21 protein-coding genes are annotated in these 20,687 nt (G+C 67.2%); 16 read left to right on the forward strand and 5 right to left on the reverse strand.

From position 1 onward, the window contains the following. Window positions 1-121 precede the first annotated feature (121 nt). The 4 genes from gltX to QPR87_RS08960 all read left to right on the forward strand — a co-directional run bounded on the left by gltX (window position 122) and on the right by QPR87_RS08960 (window position 4,129). The gene (gene gltX / locus QPR87_RS08945; RefSeq protein WP_285049228.1) at window positions 122-1,528 is read left to right on the forward strand and encodes a glutamate--tRNA ligase; all 1,407 of its coding nucleotides are present in this window, start codon (window positions 122-124) and stop codon (window positions 1,526-1,528) included. Between the two features lie 54 nt (window positions 1,529-1,582). After that, window positions 1,583-2,875 carry a citrate synthase gene (gltA, locus tag QPR87_RS08950; RefSeq protein WP_011749952.1) on the forward strand — a complete coding sequence of 431 codons (1,293 nt, stop codon included), beginning with the start codon at window positions 1,583-1,585 and terminating at the stop codon, window positions 2,873-2,875. 68 nt (window positions 2,876-2,943) lie between these two features. Further along, complete coding sequence (locus tag QPR87_RS08955; RefSeq protein WP_011749951.1) at window positions 2,944-3,324, forward strand: DUF1284 domain-containing protein; 381 nt, start codon at window positions 2,944-2,946, stop codon at window positions 3,322-3,324. Window positions 3,325-3,475: 151 nt separating this feature from the next. Further along, the gene (locus QPR87_RS08960) at window positions 3,476-4,129 is read left to right on the forward strand and encodes an SDR family NAD(P)-dependent oxidoreductase (protein WP_285049232.1); all 654 of its coding nucleotides are present in this window, start codon (window positions 3,476-3,478) and stop codon (window positions 4,127-4,129) included. Here the strand turns inward: QPR87_RS08960 and QPR87_RS08965 are convergent. Next, window positions 4,126-5,559 carry a cobyric acid synthase gene (locus QPR87_RS08965; protein WP_285049234.1) on the reverse strand — a complete coding sequence of 478 codons (1,434 nt, stop codon included), beginning with the start codon at window positions 5,557-5,559 and terminating at the stop codon, window positions 4,126-4,128. The genes QPR87_RS08960 and QPR87_RS08965 overlap by 4 nt on opposite strands. Window positions 5,560-5,630: 71 nt before the next feature. Between QPR87_RS08965 and secG the strand changes: the two genes are divergently transcribed. From secG to QPR87_RS09020, 11 genes are all read left to right on the forward strand, one after another. Further along, on the forward strand, window positions 5,631-6,158 hold the full coding sequence (secG, locus tag QPR87_RS08970; protein ID WP_285049236.1) for a preprotein translocase subunit SecG: 528 nt from the start codon (window positions 5,631-5,633) through the stop codon (window positions 6,156-6,158). Between the two features lie 148 nt (window positions 6,159-6,306). Next, complete coding sequence (gene pyrG / locus QPR87_RS08975; RefSeq protein ID WP_104490883.1) at window positions 6,307-7,950, forward strand: CTP synthase; 1,644 nt, start codon at window positions 6,307-6,309, stop codon at window positions 7,948-7,950. 47 nt (window positions 7,951-7,997) lie between these two features. Beyond that, complete coding sequence (locus tag QPR87_RS08980) at window positions 7,998-8,453, forward strand: hypothetical protein (protein WP_285049238.1); 456 nt, start codon at window positions 7,998-8,000, stop codon at window positions 8,451-8,453. A 63-nt stretch (window positions 8,454-8,516) separates the two neighbouring features. Next, on the forward strand, window positions 8,517-9,425 hold the full coding sequence (ppk2, locus tag QPR87_RS08985; protein ID WP_104490881.1) for a polyphosphate kinase 2: 909 nt from the start codon (window positions 8,517-8,519) through the stop codon (window positions 9,423-9,425). A 71-nt stretch (window positions 9,426-9,496) separates the two neighbouring features. Then, the gene (locus tag QPR87_RS08990; RefSeq protein WP_011749944.1) at window positions 9,497-9,793 is read left to right on the forward strand and encodes a DUF1330 domain-containing protein; all 297 of its coding nucleotides are present in this window, start codon (window positions 9,497-9,499) and stop codon (window positions 9,791-9,793) included. Window positions 9,794-9,845: 52 nt separating this feature from the next. Next, window positions 9,846-10,307 carry a tellurite resistance TerB family protein gene (locus tag QPR87_RS08995; protein WP_285049243.1) on the forward strand — a complete coding sequence of 154 codons (462 nt, stop codon included), beginning with the start codon at window positions 9,846-9,848 and terminating at the stop codon, window positions 10,305-10,307. Between the two features lie 124 nt (window positions 10,308-10,431). Continuing rightward, window positions 10,432-11,253, forward strand: coding sequence for an ABC transporter ATP-binding protein (locus QPR87_RS09000; RefSeq protein WP_011749942.1), 822 nt, complete (start codon window positions 10,432-10,434; stop codon window positions 11,251-11,253). A gap of 24 nt (window positions 11,254-11,277) precedes the next feature. Further along, window positions 11,278-12,000: a transporter substrate-binding domain-containing protein gene (locus tag QPR87_RS09005; RefSeq protein ID WP_011749941.1), complete on the forward strand. Its 723-nt coding sequence runs from the start codon at window positions 11,278-11,280 to the stop codon at window positions 11,998-12,000. A 51-nt stretch (window positions 12,001-12,051) separates the two neighbouring features. Next, window positions 12,052-12,930 carry an ABC transporter permease gene (locus tag QPR87_RS09010; RefSeq protein ID WP_041530607.1) on the forward strand — a complete coding sequence of 293 codons (879 nt, stop codon included), beginning with the start codon at window positions 12,052-12,054 and terminating at the stop codon, window positions 12,928-12,930. Beyond that, entirely contained in the window at window positions 12,927-13,754 is an 828-nt protein-coding gene (locus QPR87_RS09015; RefSeq protein ID WP_231000537.1) for an ABC transporter permease, read from the forward strand. Before QPR87_RS09010 ends, QPR87_RS09015 begins: the two co-directional genes overlap by 4 nt. A 3-nt stretch (window positions 13,755-13,757) precedes the next feature. Then, the gene (locus tag QPR87_RS09020) at window positions 13,758-15,089 is read left to right on the forward strand and encodes a glutamine synthetase family protein (RefSeq protein WP_285049246.1); all 1,332 of its coding nucleotides are present in this window, start codon (window positions 13,758-13,760) and stop codon (window positions 15,087-15,089) included. A 32-nt stretch (window positions 15,090-15,121) separates the two neighbouring features. Here the strand turns inward: QPR87_RS09020 and miaB are convergent, their stop codons facing one another. The 4 genes from miaB to QPR87_RS09040 form a co-directional block, all read right to left on the reverse strand. After that, on the reverse strand, window positions 15,122-16,459 hold the full coding sequence (miaB, locus tag QPR87_RS09025; RefSeq protein WP_285049247.1) for a tRNA (N6-isopentenyl adenosine(37)-C2)-methylthiotransferase MiaB: 1,338 nt from the start codon (window positions 16,457-16,459) through the stop codon (window positions 15,122-15,124). A 115-nt stretch (window positions 16,460-16,574) separates the two neighbouring features. Further along, window positions 16,575-18,047, reverse strand: a complete 1,473-nt coding sequence (locus QPR87_RS09030) for a carboxypeptidase M32 (RefSeq protein ID WP_104490877.1) — start codon at window positions 18,045-18,047, stop codon at window positions 16,575-16,577. Beyond that, the gene (gene ctaA / locus QPR87_RS09035; RefSeq protein WP_285049248.1) at window positions 18,044-19,189 is read right to left on the reverse strand and encodes a heme A synthase; all 1,146 of its coding nucleotides are present in this window, start codon (window positions 19,187-19,189) and stop codon (window positions 18,044-18,046) included. Before ctaA ends, QPR87_RS09030 begins: the two co-directional genes overlap by 4 nt. Window positions 19,190-19,244: 55 nt before the next feature. After that, window positions 19,245-19,985 carry an RNA methyltransferase gene (locus QPR87_RS09040; protein WP_011749934.1) on the reverse strand — a complete coding sequence of 247 codons (741 nt, stop codon included), beginning with the start codon at window positions 19,983-19,985 and terminating at the stop codon, window positions 19,245-19,247. 74 nt (window positions 19,986-20,059) lie between these two features. On the opposite strand from QPR87_RS09040, the gene QPR87_RS09045 reads away from it, so the two are divergent. Next, on the forward strand, window positions 20,060-20,671 hold the full coding sequence (locus QPR87_RS09045) for a thiamine phosphate synthase (protein ID WP_011749933.1): 612 nt from the start codon (window positions 20,060-20,062) through the stop codon (window positions 20,669-20,671). Window positions 20,672-20,687: the final 16 nt, after the last annotated feature.

Here is a 20,687-nt window from a genome sequence, read left to right on the forward strand (position 1 = left end):
GAAACTTGTCCTTGCCGTGGCACTTGCTTATCTGTGGCGCCAAGATTGGCATGCCGACCCTTTCGAAAGGATTAACGGACATGGCCAATGACCCCGTTTTCTGAAAGTGACCGGATCGCCGATGACTGATTCCCGCCCCGTCGTGACCCGCTTCGCGCCCTCGCCCACCGGCTACCTGCATATCGGCGGCGCGCGGACGGCGCTCTTCAACTGGCTCTTTGCCCGCGGCCGGAACGGAAAGTTCCTGCTGCGGATCGAGGATACCGACCGCACCCGCTCGACCCCCGAAGCGACCGAGGCGATCCTGCAGGGCCTGCGCTGGCTTGGCCTCGACTGGGACGGCGAGCCCGTCAGCCAGTTCGCCGGACGCGAGCGTCATGCCGAGGTCGCCCGCACCATGCTGGAGAACGGCACGGCCTATAAGTGCTTTTCGACCACCGAGGAGATCGAGGCCTTCCGTGAGCAGGCCAAGGCCGAGGGGCGCTCGACCCTGTTCCTGTCGCCCTGGCGCGACGCCAATCCGGCCGGCCTGCCCGACGCGCCCTATGCGATCCGGCTGAAGGCGCCGCGCGACGGCGAGACCGTGGTGCGCGACGCCGTGCAGGGCGACGTGACCTTCGGCAACGCGCAGCTCGACGACATGGTGCTGCTGCGCTCGGACGGGACGCCGACCTATATGCTGGCGGTGGTGGTGGACGACCACGACATGGGCGTGACCCATGTGATCCGGGGCGACGACCACCTGACCAATGCCGCGCGGCAGATCCAGATCTATCAGGCCATGGGGTGGGATATCCCTGTCTTCGCCCATATCCCGCTGATCCACGGGACGGACGGCAAGAAGCTGTCCAAGCGCCATGGCGCGGTCGGCCTGCACGAATATGCCGCCATGGGCTATCCGGCGGCGGCGATGCGCAACTATCTCGCGCGCCTGGGCTGGAGCCATGGCGACGACGAGTTGTTCGACGATGCGCAGGCCAGGGCCTGGTTCGATCTGGACGGAATCGGCAAGGCCCCCGCGCGGCTGGATTTCAAGAAGCTGGAACATGTCAGCGGCTGGCATATCGCGCGGATGGACGATGCCGAACTCTTGGGCGAGATCGCCGATTTCCGCGCCGCGACCGGGGCGGAACCCCTGTCCGAACGGCAGGTCGCGCGGCTGCGCCCTGCACTCGGGGCGCTGAAAACCAAGGCGAAAACCCTGCCTGCTTTGCTGGAACAGGCGCATTTCGCCCTGATCGACCGGCCTGTGCAGATCGAGGAGAAGGCGGCGGCCGCGCTGGATATTGTATCCCGTAGTATACTGAAAGAATTGACTGCCGCGGTGCAGAATGCTAGCTGGGGGCGCGACGAACTCGAGGCGGCCGCCAAGCAGATAGGCGAGTCGCACGGTCTGGGGCTGGGCAAGGTGGCGGCGCCGCTTCGTGCGGCCCTCGCGGGGCGCAGTTCGACCCCTAGCGTGTTCGATATGATGTTGGCGCTTGGCCGCGACGAAACGCTGGCCCGGATGCAGGATCAAGCGGGCTGAGACTCGCGCCCATCACCCGGCCCGCGGGCCGGAGACAGGTGAAAGGAACTGGGAATGGCAGAAGGAAAAACCGCAAGGCTGCATCTCGAGGGCAAGGACTACGACCTCGCGGTCCTGTCCCCGACCGCGGGACCGGATGTGGTCGATATTCGCAAGCTCTACGGCGACGCGGGTGTCTTCACCTACGACCCCGGCTTCACCTCGACGGCGTCCTGCGATTCGACGATCACCTATATCGACGGTGACAAGGGCGAGCTGTGGTATCGCGGCTATCCGATCGAGCAGCTGGCGGCGCAATCGCATTACCTCGAGGTCTGCTATCTGCTGCTCTATGGCGAGCTGCCGAACCCCGACCAGTTGCTCGACTTCGAGACCCGGGTCACCCGCCACACCATGGTGCACGAGCAGATGCACTATTTCTTCCGCGGCTTCCGCCGCGACAGCCATCCGATGGCGACCATGGTCGGCGTGGTCGGTGCGATGTCGGCCTTCTATCACGACTCGATCGACATCAACGACCCGGTGCAGCGCGAGATCGCCTCGATCCGGCTGATCGCCAAGGTGCCGACCATCGCCGCGATGGCCTATAAGTATTCGCTGGGCCAGCCCTTCGTCTATCCGCGGAACGAGCTGGATTATGCCAGCAATTTCCTGCACATGTGCTTCTCGGTTCCGGCCGAGCCCTATCATGTCGATCCGGCGCTGTCGCGCGCCATGGACCGCATCTTCACCCTGCATGCGGATCACGAGCAGAACGCCTCGACCTCGACCGTTCGCCTGGCGGGTTCCTCGGGCGCGAACCCGTTCGCCTGCATCGCCGCCGGCATCGCCTGCCTCTGGGGCCCGGCGCATGGCGGCGCCAACCAGGCCTGCCTGGAGATGCTGCGCGAGATCGGCTCGGTCGAGCGCATCCCGGAATTCCTCGCCCGCGCCAAGGACAAGAACGATCCGTTCCGCCTGATGGGCTTTGGCCACCGGGTCTACAAGAACTTCGATCCGCGCGCCAAGGTGATGAAGGAATCGGCCGACGAGGTGCTGGACCTCCTGGGCGTCCACAACAACCCGACGCTGCAGGTCGCCAAGGAGCTGGAGCGGATCGCGCTGGAGGACGAGTATTTCGTCTCGAAAAAGCTTTATCCGAACGTCGATTTCTACTCGGGCATCATCCTCGAGGCGATGGGCTTCCCGACCTCGATGTTCACGCCGATCTTCGCACTGTCGCGCACCGTCGGCTGGATCTCGCAGTGGAAGGAGATGATCGCCGATCCGCAGAACAAGATCGGCCGGCCGCGCCAGCTTTACGTCGGCGCCCCCCGGCGCGACTACAAGCCGCTGGACCAGCGCTGAGCGTTCGCGACCAGGATCAGGAGCGGCCCCGGAAAAGCTCCGGGGCCGTTCTGCTGCGCCCCCATCACGTGCTTTGCTCGATCGGTTGGCAGGGGCGCGGCTACTCGCCGGATTTCACCGAGAACATGAACGCCATCGTGCATGGCCGGCTGCGCGCCGATCCGCAGACGCCGGTGGTCTTTACGGTCATGGCCGATTCGATCTGCGGCCCCTGCCCCTCGCGGCGCGGCATGGGCTGCACCGCCGACGAGCGGATCGGCAGGCTGGACAGGCGCCATGCCGCGGCACTGGACATCCGCCCCGGCCAGCGCATGACCTGGGCCGAGGCGCAGGCCCGCGCCGCCACCCGCCTGCAACCCGGGGATCTGGGCCGGATCTGCAACGGCTGCCAATGGCTGGGCCTCGGCATGTGTCAGTCCGCGCTGGCGGAGTTGCAACGACCGGAATGAAGGACGCGCTTCGGCAGCCGGCCCCGCCCTCTGATCCTGCAAGGCAGCCCTGAGGCTGCGCTACGCGACAGGAAAGTCAATGTGACGCACCCCTTTGCAGCCTTGCTCAAGGGGCTTGCGCAGGGCCGCAGCCGATGCGAAATCGACGGCCATGACCGAGCATGACAAAATCGCGCTGATCACCGGCGCCTCGCGCGGCCTCGGCGCCGCTTTGGCCGAAACGCTTGCCGCGCGCGGCTGGCACATCCTGGCCGTCGCCCGCACCACCGGCGCGCTGGAAGAACTGGACGACCGCATCCGCAAGGCCGGCGGCTCGGCCACGCTGGCACCGATGGATGTCGGCCAGCCCGAGGCCATGGTGCAGATGGCGCGGGCCGTGATGGAACGCTGGGGCGGGCTGGATCTTTGGGCGCATGCGGCGATCCATGCCGCACCGCTGTCGCCTGCCGGCCATATCGACGCCAAGGATTTCCAGAAATCGGTCGATCTGAACATCGTCGCCACGCGCGGGCTGATCAACCTGATCGAGCCGCTCTTGCGCGCCCGCAAGGGCACGGCGCTGTTCTTCGACGACAAGCGCGCGGGGCAGAAATTCTTCGGCAGCTATGGCGCGACCAAGGCCGGCCAGATCGCCCTGGCCCAAAGCTGGCGGGCCGAGAACGCCTCTCTCGGGCCCCGCGTCGTCATTGCCGAGCCGGCGCCGATGCCGACGGCCGTGCGCGCGCGCTTTTTCCCGGGCGAGGATCGCGCGAAGCTGACCCCCTGCCAGACCGAGGCCGAGCGAATCCTGGCGGAAATCCTCTAGCGCGCCAGCGCGAAAAGCCGGTCGATGTCCAGATGCGTCTCAAGATGCCCGGCCAGCCGGTCGAGCACCTCATCGACGCCGGCGCCGTAATCCAGCGCCGAGGCAGCGCCGAACTGCCCAAGCCAGGCGGCGCGAAAGCCATCGCCCGAGAAGAGCCCATGCAGATAGGTGCCGGCGACGCGTCCGTCGGGACTGGTGGCACCGTCCGGCTCGGGGATATGGGCAAAGGGACGGGCGCAATCCGGGCCTTCGCTGCGGCCCATGTGAATCTCGTAGCCCTCGACGGGCTGGCCGAGCGCGCGCCCCGCGATCCGCGTCAGCCGCTTTTCGGGCGCCATTCGGGTCTCGATATCCAGCAGGCCCAGGCCGGGCGTGCTGCCGGGGCTACCGTCATGCCCCTCGGGATCGTGGATCACCCGACCCAGCATCTGATAGCCGCCGCAGATACCCAGCACCCGCCCACCGCGCCGCAGATGCGCGGCCAGGTCGATATCCCAGCCCTGTTCGCGCAGAAAGGCCAGGTCGCCCCGGGTGGATTTCGTGCCCGGCAAGATGACCAGATCGGCATCGCCCGGCAGGGCATGGCCCGGCGGCACCATGCTCAACCGCACCGCCGGCTCGGCCGCGAGCGGGTCGAGATCGTCGAAATTGGCGATCCGCGACAGCATCGGGCAGGCGATGTGCAGGCCTCCGCCCCCCGAGGCACGGCGCAGATCCACCGCATCCTCGGCCGGCAGCCGCACGGCATCGGGGAACCATGGCACCAGCCCCAGGTCGGGCCAGCCGGTGCGTTCGACGATGAAGCGACGGCCGGCATCGAACAGCGAGGGATCGCCGCGAAAGCGGTTGATGACGAAACCGCGGATCATCGCCGCGTCCGCCGGATCGATCACCGCCTGCGTCCCGACGATCTGTGCGATCACGCCCCCGCGGTCGATGTCGCCGGCCAGCACCACCGGCACGTCGGCAGCGCGGGCGAAGCCCATGTTGGCGATGTCGCGGGCGCGCAGGTTGACCTCGGCCGGCGAGCCTGCGCCCTCGACCAGCACCAGCTCATGCGTCGTCCGCAGCCGCGCGAAGCTGTCCAGCACCGCTCCCATCAGCCGCGCCTTGAGCGCCCCGTAATCCGCCGCCGCCGCCCGCGTCGCGGCATGGCCCTGCACCACCACCTGGGCGGCGCGGTCGGTCTCGGGCTTCAGCAGCACCGGGTTCATGTGGACCGAAGGCGCCAGCCCCGCCGCCCGCGCCTGCAGCGCCTGCGCCCGGCCGATCTCTCCCCCGTCGGGGGTCACGGCGGCATTGTTCGACATGTTCTGCGGCTTGAAGGGCGCGACGTCGATCCCGCGCCGCCTTGCAGCCCGGCAAAGCCCCGCCACCAGCAGGGATTTCCCCACATTCGACCCCGTCCCCTGGATCATCAGCGCGCCCATGCCCGCACCCCGCTTGCCAATCCGCGCCTTGGTGACTAGATAGGCGCGTCGCTGAATGAAAGGCCCCAGTGGTGGAAAACATCGTTCTTACCGTGCATCTGATCCTCGCCGTGCTTCTGATCGGGGTGGTGCTGCTGCAACGGTCCGAAGGTGGCGGCCTTGGCATGGGCGGTGGCGGAGGCGGCGTCATGACCGGCCGCCAGGCAGCGAACGCGCTGTCGCGCCTGACCTGGATATTTGCCATCGGCTTCATCATCACCTCGATGACCCTGACCCTGATCGCCGCGCAGAACGCCTCCAGCGGCTCGATCGTGGACCAGCTGAACCTTGGCGGCACCGAGCAGGCCCCGGCGACCGGCCTGCCCGGCATCGGCGACTACACCCCGCCGCCCGGCGCGGGCCAGCCCGTGGTTCCGGGCGCCGGCCAGCCGGTCGCGCCGCCGGCCCCCGCAGGCGAAACTCCCGCCCAGACGCCCGCCGCACCCGCCGAGGGCAGTGCCCCCGCGACCGCGCCGGTGACGCCGCCGCCAGCCGAGGCACCGGCGCAGGACGCCCCGGCAGAGGCGCCGGCGACGACCCCGGCACCGGCCAATAACTGACACCACAGCTTGGGGGCGCGACAGGCGCCCCTTACAACAACTTGCGGTCCGTTGCGGCCACGGGACGAATCGGATATGACTCGAGTCCCGTGATGCCGCCCAGATTCGGGCCGCGATCTTCTGTTTGATTACTCACGGGGGCCCCTCGATGGCGCGTTACATCTTCATCACCGGCGGCGTGGTTTCTTCGCTTGGCAAGGGGCTGGCATCGGCGGCGCTGGGGGCGCTGCTGCAGGCGCGCGGCTTTACCGTCCGGCTGCGCAAGCTCGACCCCTATCTGAACGTCGATCCAGGCACGATGAGCCCCTTCGAACATGGCGAGGTCTTCGTCACCGACGACGGCGCCGAGACCGACCTGGACCTTGGCCATTACGAGCGCTTTACCGGGGTTTCGGCGCGCAAGACCGACTCGGTCTCGTCGGGACGGATCTATTCCAACGTGCTGGAAAAGGAACGCCGCGGCGCCTATCTGGGCAAGACCATCCAGGTCATCCCGCACGTCACCAACGAGATCAAGGACTTCCTGGCGGTAGGCGAGGACGAGGTCGATTTCATGCTCTGCGAGATCGGCGGCACCGTGGGCGACATTGAGGGCCTGCCCTTCTTTGAGGCGATCCGGCAATTCGCCCAGGAACGCGCGCGCGGCCAATGCATCTTCGTGCATCTGACGTTGCTGCCCTGGCTTGCCGCCTCGGGCGAGCTGAAGACCAAGCCGACGCAGCATTCGGTCAAGGAGCTGCGCTCGATCGGCATCGCGCCCGATGTCCTGGTCTGCCGCAGCGAACACCCCATCCCGGAAAAAGAGCGCGCCAAGATCGCACTGTTCTGCAATGTCCGCCCCGATGCGGTGATCCCGGCCTATGACCTGAAAACGATCTACGAGGCGCCACTGGCCTATCACCGCGCCGGTCTCGACCAGGCGGTGCTGGACGCCTTCCAGATCAGCCCGGCGCCGCGCCCGGACCTGACCCGCTGGGAGGACGTGATGGACCGGCTGGAGAATGCCGAGGGCCAGGTCCGCATCGCCGTGGTCGGAAAATACACCCAGCTGGAGGACGCCTACAAATCCATCGCCGAGGCACTGACCCATGGCGGCATGGCCAATCGCGTGCGCGTGCGGGCCGATTGGGTGGACAGCGAGAAGCTGGAGGGTGAGGGCGCGCATCTTCTGGACGGCTACAACGGCATCATCGTGCCCGGCGGCTTTGGCGAGCGCGGCACCGAGGGCATGATCGCCGCCGCGAAATATGCGCGCGAAAAGAAGGTGCCCTATCTGGGCATCTGCCTGGGCATGCAGATGGCGGTGATCGAGGGGGCGCGCAACCTGGCAGGCATGCCGGACGCCGGCTCCGAGGAGTTCGACCACGAGGCCGGCAAGACCCGCTTCACCCCGGTCGTCTATCACCTCAAGGAATGGGTGCAGGGCAATTATACCGTGCAGCGCAAGCTGACGGACGACAAGGGCGGCACCATGCGGCTGGGCGCCTATACCGCCGTTCTGGTACCGGGCTCGAAGATCTCGGAGATCTATGACGGCGCGCTGGAGATCGAGGATCGCCACCGCCACCGCTACGAGGTGGATGCGAAATACCGCGATCAGCTGGAGGCGGCGGGGCTCAGCTTTTCGGGCATGTCGCCGGACGGGCGGCTGCCGGAAGTCGTGGAATACCGCGACCACCCCTGGTTTATCGGCGTGCAGTCCCACCCCGAGCTGAAATCCAAGCCCTTCCAGCCGGCGCCGCTGTTTGCCGGCTTCATCCGCGCCGCGATGGACAACGAGCGGCTGGTCTGAGGCACCGCGACGCGCCATAGTGTCGGGACCAGACGAAGGGTTCCGACATGCGCCTTGCCTCGCTTCCGGTCCTGATGCTTTGCGCCGCACCGGCGCTTGCGGATGCACCGCTGTTCATCCTCGACCAGACGCGCCTGCCCTTCGACCTGGGGCCCGGCGCGCCGCGCAATACGCCGGCCAAGACCTCGAACTCGCCGCATGCGGCGGCCAATTCGGCCGCCAGTCCGGCCAACAGCGCCTCGCGCTATGCCAATTCGCCGCGCAACCCGGCCAACGAAAAGCGGGTGATCTTCACCGCGGACGGCACCGTGGTCGGCTATTACGCCCCGAACGGCTCGGGGACGCTGAACCTGTTCACCGTGACCGGCAAGCGCGTCGCCTATCGGCCAAAGGGCAGCAAGAGCCTGTTTTCCAGCGAGGGCCGCTGGTGCGGCACGGTCGCGGATGCCAGCGGCGGCGGCTTCGCCTTCGGCATCATCCGCGACTGCGCCGGGTTGTTCTAGGAGGCGACACGGGATTGTCACATTGCAAGGCTAGATCGCAGGCAAGCGCAGCAGGAGATCCCCATGCAGGACCAGACACCCAAGGATTGGCTTGAAGCCGAGCTTCAGGACACGCTCGACGAGGATTTCGAGATCGAGCTGGAGGATGCGATCCTGTCCCAGGAGATCGCCCGCATCTATCGCCAGACCCATCCCGACCAGATGCCGCGCGCCGACTATTTCCGCGAGCTGCTGCGGCTTCAGGCCGAGCTTATCAAGCTTCAGGACTGGGTGGCCCATCACAAGGAAAAGGTCGTGGTCATCTTCGAGGGCCGCGACAGCGCCGGCAAGGGCGGTGCGATCAAGCGCATCACCCAGCGGCTGAACCCGCGCGTCGCCCGCGTCGTCGCCCTGCCCGCACCCTCGGACCGCGAAAAGACGCAATGGTATTTCCAGCGCTACGTCCCGCACCTGCCTGCGGGCGGCGAGATCGTGCTGTTCGACCGCAGCTGGTACAACCGCGCCGGAGTCGAGCGCGTCATGGGCTTCGCGACCGAGGACCAGGTCCAGCAGTTTTTCGACGACGTGCCGGAATTCGAGCGCATGCTGGTGCGCTCGGGCATCCGGCTGGTGAAATACTGGTTCTCGATCACCGACGAGGAGCAGCAGATGCGCTTCCTGATGCGCATCCACGACCCGCTGAAGCAGTGGAAGCTGTCGCCCATGGACCTGCAAGCCCGCGTCCGCTGGGAGGACTACACCAAGGCCAAGGAAGAGATGTTCGAGCGCACCAACATCCCCGAAGCGCCCTGGTATATCGTGCCCGGCAACGACAAGAAGCGGGCGCGGCTGAACTGCATGGCGCATCTGCTGACGCAGGTCCCCTACGGGCCGGTCCCGCATGACGAGATCACCCTGCCCGACCGGGTCTTCAACCCCGATTACGAGCGCGAAGTGCTGCCGCCCGAGCTTTATGTGCCGCAACGTTACTGAGGCGGGATCGGGCTTGCGGCGGCAGCCCTGCGCGGCATGATCGGCGCGGATCAGCCGCAAGGAGCCACGCGATGCCCAAAGCCTATTGGATCGGCCATGTCACGGTCGACGACCCCGCCGCATACGACGCCTATCGCCAGGCCAATGCCGCCGCCTTCGCCAAATACGGCGCGCGTTTCCTGGTGCGCGGCGGCGCCCAGCAGGTGGTCGAGGGCCAGATCCGGCCCCGCAGCGTGGTGATCGAGTTCGCCGACCTGGAGACCGCCCTCGCCTGCTATCGCAGCCCGGAATATCAGGCGGCACTGGCCTTGCGGCAGCCCTGCTCGATCGCCGATCTGGCCATCGTCGAGGGCTGGGAATCTGCCTGACAAATTTCGCGCGGGATATTGTTGTGGCGCGAAAATACCCTAATATCCCGGCATGTTTCGCAACCTTCTGAGCCGACTTTTCGCCGACCCCCCCGCATCCCCGCATCTCAGCGGGCAGGATGCCGAGGTCGCCGTCGCCTCGCTGCTGGTGCGGCTGGCGCGTGCCGACGACCATTACGGCAAGGCCGAGCAGCAGCGCATCGACCAGGTGCTGGCCCGGCGCCGCGGGCTTGCCGCCGCCGAGGCGGCCGAGCGGCGCGCGGCGGCCGAGATGATCGAGGCCGAGGCACCCGACACCGTCCGCTTCACCCGCACCATCAAGGAGCGCGTGGACCTGCAGGACCGGCAGGACATCGTCGCCGCCCTGTGGGAAGTCGCCTATGCCGACGGCGACCGCAATGCCGACGAGGAATCCCTGGTGCGGCTGGTGGCCGGGCTTCTGGGCGTGAACGACCGCGATTCGGCGCTGGCGCGGCAAAGGGCGCTGGACGATCTGGGACTGTCCGGCAAGTGAACGCGCAACCCCGCCCGAACCCGACCGCGCCGCCCGCCATCCGGGCGATCCCCGCCCCCGCCCAGCCGGCAAAACCCGCGACGAAAGCGTTGCAATCGCCCGGCAAATATCGCCTCATATCCGCATGAGCCAGACAGAACCGACCATCTCCGCCAACCCTGCGGCCCCCGATCCGACCGGCGTGCCGGTGATAGAAATTCGGGATCTGCACAAGGCCTATGGCCCGCTTCAGGTCATCCGGGGCGTCAGCCTGACCGCGCCGCGCGGCCATGTCATCAGCCTGATCGGCTCGTCCGGGTCGGGCAAGTCCACGCTGCTGCGCTGCTGCAACCTGCTCGAGGACAGCCAGCAGGGCGAGATCCTGTTCGAGGGCGAGGCGGTGAAATGGCGCGGCACCGGGCTGGCCCGCGTGCCCGCCGACCGGGCCCAGGTGACGCGGCTGCGCACGAACCTCTCGATGGTGTTCCAGCAGTTCAACCTGTGGTCGCACATGACCATCCTGCAAAACGTCATGGAAGCGCCGGTCCATGTCCTGAAGCGCAACCCGGCACAGGTCGAGGCGCGGGCGCGCGAATTGCTGGCCAAGGTCGGCATCGGCGACAAGGCCGACGCCTGGCCCGCGCAGTTGTCGGGCGGCCAGCAGCAGCGCGCCGCCATCGCCCGCGCGCTTTGCATGGAGCCGCGCGCGCTGCTTCTGGACGAGCCGACCAGCGCGCTGGACCCCGAATTGCAGCAAGAGGTGGTGCGCGTCATCAAGGACCTGGCCGCCGAGCATCGCACCATGCTGCTGGTCACCCATGACATGCGGCTGGCGGCCGATGTCAGCGACCACGTCGTCTTCCTGCATCAGGGCCGGATCGAGGAAGAGGGACCGCCGGCGCAGCTTTTCGGTGCGCCGCGATCCGAGCGGCTGCGCCAGTTCCTGAGCGCAACCATGGCAGAATGAAAGAACCGACAGGAGAGCAAGGACATGAAGAAACTGACGCTTGCCGCCGCAGCCTTCGCGCTGACCGCGGGCATGGGCATGGCGCAGACGGTGCGTATCGCCACCGAGGGCGCTTATCCTCCCTACAACCTCATCAACGACCAGGGCCAGGTGGCCGGCTTCGAGGTCGATCTGGGCAATGAGCTGTGCAAGCGGGCCGAACTGCAATGCACCTGGGTCAAGAACGACTGGGATTCGATCATCCCCAACCTGGTTTCGTCGAACTATGACGCGATCATGGCGGCGATGAGCATCAACGAGGAACGCAAGCAGGTCATCGCCTTCAGCGAGGATTATCTGCCGCCCGCGCCCTCCTCCTACGTCGCGCTCGACGAGGGCGCCAACCTTGAAACGGGTATCGTCGCGGTCCAGACCGGGACGGTCCAGGCGTCCCATGTCGCCGATACGCAGGCCACGATGCTGGAATATCCCAATATCGACCAAGTCTTCGCCGCCGTCCGCAACGGCGAGGCCGACGCGGCCTTCGGCGATCACGAGGTCATGCGCCCCTTCGTCGAGGACAGCGAGGACCTGATCTTCGTCGGCGAACAGGTCCGGCTGGACGAGGGCATCGGCATCGGCGTGCGCCAGTCCGACAACGAGCTGCGCGAAAAGCTGAACGCGGCCATCGGCACGATGAAACAGGACGGCAGCCTGAACGAGCTGATCAAGAAGCATTTCGGCGAGGACGCGCAGACCTACGAGTGATCCGACTGATGCCGTCGCGGCAGGTGCCGCGGCGGCCAAACCGGCGGCATGATGTTTTCCTATTGCACCGACCCCTCTGCCCTGCAGGGCCTTGCCTGGTTGTCATGCTATCTGACGACCGGCAACCACATGCTGTTCTATGCCAGCTTCGGCACGGTGATGCTGCTTCTGGCCATCACCGCGCCGGTGGCGCTGCTTTTCGGCTTCGGCGGGGCGATGGCCTCGCGCTCGCGCATCGCCGGGGTGCGCTGGTTCGGCCGCATCTACACCTCGATGGTGCGCGGCGTGCCCGATATCATCTTCTTTCTTTTCGTGCCCATCGCGCTGGACCAGGGCTTCGAGTGGCTGCGCTCGCGCGTCTATTGCGACCCGTCCGTGCCCGTGCGGCAGGGCAATGAGTTCATCGTCTGCGCGGCCGCCAAGCTGCCGCTTTCGACCTCGCCGGAATGGGTGCATCAAGCCTATGGCATCTTCCTGGCGGTGATCGCCTTTGCCGTGGTCTTCGGCGCCTTCGCGGCCAATGTGCTTTACGGCGCCATGAACGCGGTGCCTCGGGCGCAGCTGGAAACCGCCGAGGCCTACGGCATGAGCCCGCGCCAGGTGAGCCGGCGTGTCCTGATCCCGCAGATGTGGACCTATGCCCTGCCCGGCCTCGCCAATCTGTGGATGATCCTGATCAAGGCCACCCCGCTGCTGTTCGTGCTGGGGGTCGAGGACATCGTCTATTGGGCGCGCGAACTCGGCAGCGCCAAGACGCGCGCCTATGCCTATCCGCATCCCGATTGGCGGCTTTACTATTTCCTGGCCATCCTGGTCTTCTACCTGCTGATGACCTGGGGCTCGGAACGGTTCTTCGACCGCATCCGGGCCCGGCTCTCGGCCGGTCAGGCCACCGCCGCCGGAGAGGCGATGCGAAAGACCGCGACATGAGCCAGTGCCTGCAAACCATCCAGGACTACGGGCTGCGCGCCCTGGGCATCGGCGAGCGGCTGCTGCCGCGCAGCGAATTCACCTTGTGCGAGCAGGTTACGCTGATCGGCTCGGGCCTGCTCTGGAACGTCTATTTCGCGGCGCTGGCGGTGTTTCTCGGCTTTTTCCTGGCCAATCTGCTGGCCGTGGCCAAGGCCAGCGCCAATCGCTGGGCCCGCAAGCCGGCGGAATGGTTCATCTTCCTGTTTCGCGGCAGCCCGCTCTTCATCCAGTTCTTCCTGGCCTATGAGCTGTTGGTGCAATTGCCGCGTGCCGGCATCGACATCCTCGGCATCACCGTGCAGACCAGCTGGATGACCCGGGCCTGGGCCGGCGCGCTTCTGGTGCTGGTGCTGAACACCGCCGCCTATTCGGCCGAAATCTTCTACGGCGCGCTGCGCAACCTGCCCAAGGGCGAGCTCGAGGCAGCCGACGCCTATGGCATGGCCGGCTGGACGCGCTATCGTCGCGTGGTCTGGCCGACCGCGATGCGGCTGGCCTGGCCCGCCTATACCAACGAGGCGATCTTCCTGTTCCACGCCACCACGCTGGTGTTCTTTTCCGGCTTCCCGGCCTATCAGCAGCGGGGCGACGCGCTCTATTACGCCAATTATTTCGCCGACAAGACCTTCAACCCCTTCATCGCCTATCCGATCGTGGCGGGCTATTTCGTGCTGCTGACGATCTGCCTGATCGCGCTGTTCGGCATGGTGAACCGCCGGCTGAACCGCCACCTTCCCGGCGCGGCGAAAAAGATCCGTTACAGGCCCAATCTCATCAGGTGATCCATGGACTGGCTGCACGAGCATCCCGACGTCAAGACCATCCGCATCGCTGCCGCCGACCTCAACGGGGTGGCGCGCGGCAAGCGGGTTCCGGCACGTTTCGCCGACAAGATCCTGACCGAAGGCACGAAATTCCCGTTCTCGGTGCTGAACATGGACATCTGGGGCGAGGATGTCGAGGACAGCCCGCTGGTCTTTCAGGCCGGCGACCCCGACGGGCTGCTTCTGCCGACCGAACGCGGCTTCATGCCCATGCCCTGGCTGGAGGCACCGACCGGCCTCTTGCCGATCTGGATGTTCCACCTGGACGGCCGCCCCTATGAGGGCGATCCGCGCCAGGCGCTGGCCCGGGTGGTCGAACGCTACAAGGTCGCGGGCCTGACCCCGGTGGTGGCGACCGAACTGGAATTCTTCCTGATCGACGATTCGGGCGGGCAGCTGCGCGTGCCGCCCAGCCCGCGCTCGGGCAAGCGCCGCACGGGGGCGGAAACGCTGTCCCTGCGCGCGCTCGACGCCTTCGACCGCTTCTTCACCGCGCTCTATGACGCCTGCGAGGCGATGGACATTCCCGCCGATACCGCCATCTCGGAAGCCGCGCCCGGCCAGTTCGAGATCAACCTGATGCACCAGGCCGATCCGCTGAAGGCCGCCGACGACGCCTGGCTGTTCAAGCTGCTGGTCAAGGGACTGGCCCGGCGCTACGGCTTTGCCGGCTCGTTCATGGCCAAGCCCTACGAGGCATGGAACGGCTCGGGGATGCACATGCATTTCTCGGTTCTGGACGAACAGGGCCGCAACGTCTTCGACAATGGCGGCGAGGAAGGGTCCGAGGTGCTGCGCCATGCCGTGGCCGGCTGCCTTGCCGCCATGCCCGGCTCGACCCTGCTGTTTGCGCCGCATGAGAACAGCTATGACCGGCTGGTGCCGAACGCCCATGCGCCGACCGGCATCGGCTGGGCCTATGAGAACCGCACCTCGGCCATTCGCATCCCCTCCTCCGGCCCGAAAGCGCGCCGGATCGAGCATCGCGTGGCCGGCGGCGACGTGAACCCCTATCTGACGGTCGCCGCGGTGCTGGGCGCGGCGCTGAACGGCATCGAGGACAAGGTCGAGCCGCCGCCGCCGATCCAGGGCAATGCCTATGAGCTGGGGCTGGAACAGCTTCCAGGCAGTTGGGGCGCAGCCATCGACGCCTTCGAGACCTCGCCCCAGATCAAGCGCATCTTCCCCGCGCATCTGATCGAGAATTTCGTTATGACCAAGCGGCAGGAACTGCACTACATGGCCGAGCTTTCCGACGAGGAAACCGTCGAGCTTTACCTCGACACGGTCTGACCATTGCCGCTGGCGGCATTGTCACTGGCGGCTCAGGCCGCCAGCACCCCGGCCAGCGAGTTCGGCGCGCTATGGGTGATGCGCACGCGCACCAGATCGCCGACCTTGGCGGCCGGCGCCTCGACAAAGACCGCGTGCAGATAGTCCGACTTACCGACCATCTGCCCCGGATTGCGGCCGGGCTTCTCGAACAGCACGCCCAGCTCGCGCCCGACCATGCCCTCCTGCGCCGCCTTCTGCTGGCTGGTCAGCAACGCCTGCAATTCCTGCAGGCGCGCATCGGCCACGGCACCCTCGATCTCCGGCCGCTCATAGGCCGGGGTGCCGGGACGCGGCGAATACTTGAAGCTGAAGGCGGTGCCGAAATTCACCGCCCGCACCAGCTCCAGCGTGCCCTGGTGGTCCTGGTCGGTCTCGCCCGGGAAGCCGACGATGAAATCGCTGGTCAGCATGATGTCGGGCCGCGCCTCGCGGATACGCTCGATCAGCCGCAGGTATTGGTCGACCGTGTGGCGGCGGTTCATCGCCCTGAGGATGCGGTCGGAACCCGATTGCACCGGCAGGTGCAGATAGGGCATCAGCTTCGGCTCGTCGCGATGCGCCGCGATCAGGTCGTCCGCCATGTCGTTCGGATGGCTGGTGGTATAGCGGATGCGGTCCAGCCCGTCGATTTCCGCGATCGCCCGGATCAGCCGGCCGAAACCCCATTCGGACCCCTCCGGCCCCTCGCCATGCCAGCCGTTGACATTCTGGCCCAAAAGCGTGATCTCGCGCACGCCGCGCGCGACCAGATCGCGCGCCTCGGCCAGGATGCGCGAGACCGGGCGCGACACCTCGGCCCCCCGCGTATAGGGCACGACGCAAAAGGCGCAGAACTTGTCGCACCCCTCCTGCACGGTCAGGAAAGCCGCCGGGGCGCGCCTGGTGGCGGCGGGCTTCGGCAGATGCTCGAACTTGTCCTCGGCCGGAAATTCGGTATCGACGCCCCTGCCCGCGCGCGCCATGGCCGGCAGCCGGTGATAGGCCTGCGGCCCCACCACCAGGTCGACGATGGGCATGCGGCGCTGGATCTCCTCGCCCTCGGCCTGGGCCACGCAGCCGGCGACGCCGATCTTCAGGTCCGGCCTTTCCGCCTTCAGGGGCTTCAGCCGCCCCAGGTCGGAATAAAGCTTCTCGGCCGCTTTTTCCCGGATATGGCAGGTGTTCAGCAGCACCATGTCGGCGTCCGACTGGTTCTCGGTCAGGACATAGCCCTCGGCGCCCATGGCCTCGGCCATGCGCTGGCTGTCATAGACGTTCATCTGGCAGCCATAGGTCTTGATGAAGAGCTTCTTCACCGCCGGGGCGGGTTTGCTGGCTTGGTCACTCATGCCGTGCTGTCCTTGGGATCGACGCCTGATACAGGAAAACGCCCGGCTTGGAAAGGCCAGCCGCCATAACGCCCGGCGCCCGGCTTCTTCGTTCCCCAAATACTCGAATCCGGCCTCAAAGCCGGTAGATGGCCGAGAATTTCTCTTCCAGATAGTCCAGAAGCGGCCCCTCGCCGATATCGGCCCCGGTCGCCCGCTCGATCAGGTCGCGCTGCGGGTAAAGCCCGCCATGGCGCTGCATGTTCTCGCGCAGCCATTCGACCGCCGGGTCCGCCTCGCCGCGTGCCAAAGCCTCGTCCAGGTCCGGCACCGCGGCACGCAGCGCGGCATGCAGGCAGCCGGCATAGACGTTCCCCAGCGCATAGGTCGGGAAATAGCCGAACAGCCCCACCGCCCAATGCACGTCCTGCAGGACGCCATTGGCCGGCCGGTCCACCGCAACGCCGAAATCGCGCAGGAAGCGGGCGTTCCAGGCCTCGACCAGATCCTCGACATCCAGCCGCCCAGCGATCAGGTCGCGCTCCAGGTCGAAGCGCAGCATGATATGCAGGTTGTATTGCACCTCGTCCGCCTCGGTGCGGATGAAGCCGGGGGTGACGCGGTTCACGGTGCCGTAGAAGGCATCGGCATCGGGCACCGACAGCCCGCCGAAGGCATCCGACATGCGCTGGTAAAGCCAGCCGGTAAAGGCGCGGCCGCGGCCCAGCTGGTTCTCGTAGATCCGGCTCTGGCTTTCGTGCGCGCCCATCGAGACGCCGCGCCCCAGCGGCGTGAAGGCATAGTCGCTGTCGATGCCCAACTCATAGCTGGAATGCCCGACCTCGTGGATGGTCGAATAGAGGCAGTTGAAGGGATCGGCCTCGACCACCCGCGTGGTGATGCGGCTGTCCTGCCAGCGCCCCGAGCTGAACGGGTGGACGGCGATATCCATGCGCCCGCGCGTCCAGTCATAGCCGAAGGCCGTGGCACAAGTCCGTGCCAGGCGCAGCTGCGTCTCCTGCGGGAAATGGCCGGTCAGCGGCTGCGGCTGGAAGGCGGCGCCCAGCACGTCCTCGCGCAGCGCCACCAGCCGCGGGCGCATGGCGTCGAACAGCGTCGCGATCTCGGCCTGGGTCGTGCCGGGCTCGTAATCGTCCAGGAGCGCGTCGTAAAGGTCGCCGCCATCGGCCAGCGCCGCCGCCTCCTCGCGCTTCAGCATCAGGATGTCGTTCAGCGCCGGCAGGAAGTCCTCGGGCGCGTCCTTGGCGCGCGCATCGGCCCAGATGCCCTGCGCCAGCGAGGTCTGCCGCGCCAGTTCCGTCGCCAGCCGCGAAGGAATGCGCGAGGCGCGGCGATAGTCGCGCGCGATCAGCTCGATGACGCGGGCATCCTCGTCGTCCTCGGGCTCGGCCTGGTCCAGCCATTCGCCCAGGCGCGGATCGGTGCGGCGCTCGTGCAGCACCGATTCCATCGCCGCCATTTCCTCGGCGCGCTGCTCGACGGCACCCCGCGGCATCACGGTTTCCTGGTCCCAGGCCAGCCGTTCGGCGACCGAGGACAGCGCCTCGGTCTGGCGCTGGAAGGCGAGAAGATCGTCGAAAGCGCTCATCGGACAGTTCCCCGGACCGAAGTTTCATAAGGATAGCGCGCATGGTGCCGCGCGCGCAGGATCAGAGTGAACAGTGCCACGGCTCCGATCTGATGCGCCAGTGCCAAAGGCAGCGGCGAGGCATGCAGCACGTTCATGATGCCAAGCGCCACCTGCACGGCCAGCGCGACCAGCATCGCGACATAGGCGCCGCGCGTCACCGGATGCGGCGAACGGCGGGCGCGCATGAACACCACCACCGCAAAGACCGCCAGCAGATAGCCGGTCATGCGGTGGATGAACTGCACCAGCGCCGGGTTTTCGAAGAAGTTGCGCCAGCCCAGCGTCGCGTCCCAGATCTCGGCCGGGATCCATTCGCCGCCCATGGTCGGCCAGCCGGTATACATGCGCCCCGCATCGATCCCCGCGACCAGCGCCCCCAGCAGGATCTGGACGAAGGCCAGGTGCATCAGCCCGGTGGTCATCGAGAAAAGCTTGGCCTCGCCGGCCCGGCGGGCGCGCAAAAGCGCCGCCTCGGACCGCGACAGCGCCAGCACATACCAGGCGATCAGGCCAAGAATGGCAAAGGCCAGCCCCAGATGCGTCGCCAGCCGATAGGAGGCCACGCGCACCATCTCGCCCGACAGTCCCGAATGCACCATCCACCAGCCGATCGCGCCCTGCGCGCCCCCCAGCGCGCCCAGCAACAGCAGCCGCGGCGTCCAGCCGGTGGGAATGCGCCTGGTCGCCAGGAAGAAGACGAAGCCCGCCGCCCAGACCAGCCCCACCAGCCGCCCCAGCAGCCGATGCGACCATTCCCACCAGTAGATCCGCTTGAAGCTCGCCAGGTCCATGTCGGAATTGACCAGCTCGAACTGCGGGATCTGCCGGTATTTGTCGAACTCGGCCTGCCAGGTGGCGGCATCCATCGGCGGGATCGCCCCGGTCACCGGCTTCCATTCGGTGATCGACAGGCCCGAGCCGGTCAGCCGCGTCGCGCCGCCAAGCGCGATCATCGCCGCGACCATGACGAACAGCACGACCAGCCAGAGGCGGATCGCGCCGCGCGCGCCCTTGTGGCCGGCATCGATCATGCCGCCGGAGGGCGTCGTGCCGGGCGGGGTCGTCTCGGTGACTTCCTGAAAGACGGGACGTCTTGCCATGTCAGCTTCCTTCTCGATCGGGCGCGACATTGGCCCGCGCGCGCCCGGAAATCAATCAGCCGCGGCGGATCAGTTGCCGCAGCATGCCGTGGAAGATGCGCGTATCGGCGCGGGTCAGCGGCAGTCGCGACCACAGGTTGCGCAGCGTCAGCTTCATCGCCGGCGCCTTTTCGGGCGGAAAGAAGAAACCGGCCTCGGCCAGCCGCTCCTCCCAGTGATCGGCGAGCTTCTCGATCTCCAGCCGCGTCGCGGGCGCCTCGCCATCCGGGCGGCGGCCATGCGGGGCGGGCTGGGGCGGCAGGCTGTCCTGCGCCCATTCATAGCCGGTCAGCAGCACCGCCTGCGCCAGGTTCAGCGAGGGGAAATCCGGGTTCACCGGCACGGTGATGATGGCATTGGCCCGCGCCACGTCCTCGTTCTCCAGGCCCGCGCGCTCGGGACCGAAGATCACAGCAACCCGGCCGCCCTGCGCCACCCGGTCGCGGGCATCGGCCATGGCCGTGGCAGGGGTCAGGACGGGCTTGGTCAGTTCGCGCCCCCGCGCGGTGGTGGCATAGGCGTAATCCACGTCCGCCATGGCCTCGGCCAGCGTCGCAAAGACCCGTGCCCGGTCCAGCACGCGCCCGGCTGCACCCGAGGCCATGGCCACGGCCCTGGGATTGGGCCAGCCGTCGCGCGGCGCCACCAGCCGCATGTCCGTCAGGCCGAAATTCAGCATGGCGCGCGCGGCCGCACCGATGTTTTCGCCCATCTGCGGGCGCATGAGAATGATCGCCGGTTCCATGCGCGCGGCCATATCCTTCCGCGCACCCACTGGCAAGGCGCGCGGCGCTGCGCTATCTGCTTGCGGAACACGAGGATGACAGCGCCATGACAGACCAGCCCAATTCGCCGCAACTCTACCTGATCACGCCGGTCGGAGCAGCCGCCTCGACGCTGGGGCCGATGCTGGCCGAGGTCATGGACCGCTTTCCCGTCGCCTGCCTGCGCATCCCCGGCGCCGGCACCGAGGACGAACTGGGCCGCATCGCCGACCTGGCGCGCGAGATCGCCCATGCCCGCGACGTGGCGGTGGTGATCGAGGACCATGTCCAGCTGGCTCAGCGCCACGGGCTCGACGGCGTGCACCTGACCAACGGCGCGCGTGGCGTGCGCCACGCCCGCAAGGAACTGGGCCAGGACGCCATCGTCGGCACCTTCTGCGGCGCCTCGCGCCACGACGGCATGAATGCGGCCGAGGCCGGGGCGGATTACGTCAGCTTCGGCCCCTGCGGCGCCACCGCGCTCGGCCATGGCGAGATCGCGCCGCTGGAGCTGTTCCAATGGTGGTCCGAGGTGATCGAGATTCCCGTCATCGCCGAGGGTGCCCTGACCCCGGCGCTGATCGGCCAACTGGCGCCCGTCGCCGATTTCATCGCCCTCGGCGCCGAGATCTGGTCGGAACCGGACCCGGCCGAGGCCCTGGGGATTCTCTGGCGCTGACCTGCCTGGCGGCACG

This window comes from Paracoccus sp. SSJ (assembly GCF_030234105.1).
In the GTDB taxonomy this organism is placed as follows: domain Bacteria; phylum Pseudomonadota; class Alphaproteobacteria; order Rhodobacterales; family Rhodobacteraceae; genus Paracoccus; species Paracoccus denitrificans.

Coding starts and splice junctions, on each gene's coding strand:
- QPR87_RS08995 (WP_285049243.1), top strand. CDS start 9,846: ATGTTTCGCAACCTTCTGAGCCGACTTTTCGCCGACCCCCCCGCATCC.
- QPR87_RS08990 (WP_011749944.1), top strand. CDS start 9,497: ATGCCCAAAGCCTATTGGATCGGCCATGTCACGGTCGACGACCCCGCC.
- QPR87_RS09010 (WP_041530607.1), top strand. CDS start 12,052: ATGTTTTCCTATTGCACCGACCCCTCTGCCCTGCAGGGCCTTGCCTGG.
- gltX (WP_285049228.1), top strand. CDS start 122: ATGACTGATTCCCGCCCCGTCGTGACCCGCTTCGCGCCCTCGCCCACC.
- QPR87_RS08965 (WP_285049234.1), bottom strand. CDS start 5,559: ATGGGCGCGCTGATGATCCAGGGGACGGGGTCGAATGTGGGGAAATCC.
- pyrG (WP_104490883.1), top strand. CDS start 6,307: ATGGCGCGTTACATCTTCATCACCGGCGGCGTGGTTTCTTCGCTTGGC.
- QPR87_RS09000 (WP_011749942.1), top strand. CDS start 10,432: ATGAGCCAGACAGAACCGACCATCTCCGCCAACCCTGCGGCCCCCGAT.
- gltA (WP_011749952.1), top strand. CDS start 1,583: ATGGCAGAAGGAAAAACCGCAAGGCTGCATCTCGAGGGCAAGGACTAC.
- QPR87_RS08980 (WP_285049238.1), top strand. CDS start 7,998: ATGCGCCTTGCCTCGCTTCCGGTCCTGATGCTTTGCGCCGCACCGGCG.
- QPR87_RS09045 (WP_011749933.1), top strand. CDS start 20,060: ATGACAGACCAGCCCAATTCGCCGCAACTCTACCTGATCACGCCGGTC.
- miaB (WP_285049247.1), bottom strand. CDS start 16,459: ATGAGTGACCAAGCCAGCAAACCCGCCCCGGCGGTGAAGAAGCTCTTC.
- QPR87_RS09005 (WP_011749941.1), top strand. CDS start 11,278: ATGAAGAAACTGACGCTTGCCGCCGCAGCCTTCGCGCTGACCGCGGGC.
- QPR87_RS09040 (WP_011749934.1), bottom strand. CDS start 19,985: ATGGCCGCGCGCATGGAACCGGCGATCATTCTCATGCGCCCGCAGATG.
- QPR87_RS08960 (WP_285049232.1), top strand. CDS start 3,476: ATGACCGAGCATGACAAAATCGCGCTGATCACCGGCGCCTCGCGCGGC.
- QPR87_RS09020 (WP_285049246.1), top strand. CDS start 13,758: ATGGACTGGCTGCACGAGCATCCCGACGTCAAGACCATCCGCATCGCT.
- ppk2 (WP_104490881.1), top strand. CDS start 8,517: ATGCAGGACCAGACACCCAAGGATTGGCTTGAAGCCGAGCTTCAGGAC.
- ctaA (WP_285049248.1), bottom strand. CDS start 19,189: ATGGCAAGACGTCCCGTCTTTCAGGAAGTCACCGAGACGACCCCGCCC.
- QPR87_RS09015 (WP_231000537.1), top strand. CDS start 12,927: ATGAGCCAGTGCCTGCAAACCATCCAGGACTACGGGCTGCGCGCCCTG.
- QPR87_RS09030 (WP_104490877.1), bottom strand. CDS start 18,047: ATGAGCGCTTTCGACGATCTTCTCGCCTTCCAGCGCCAGACCGAGGCG.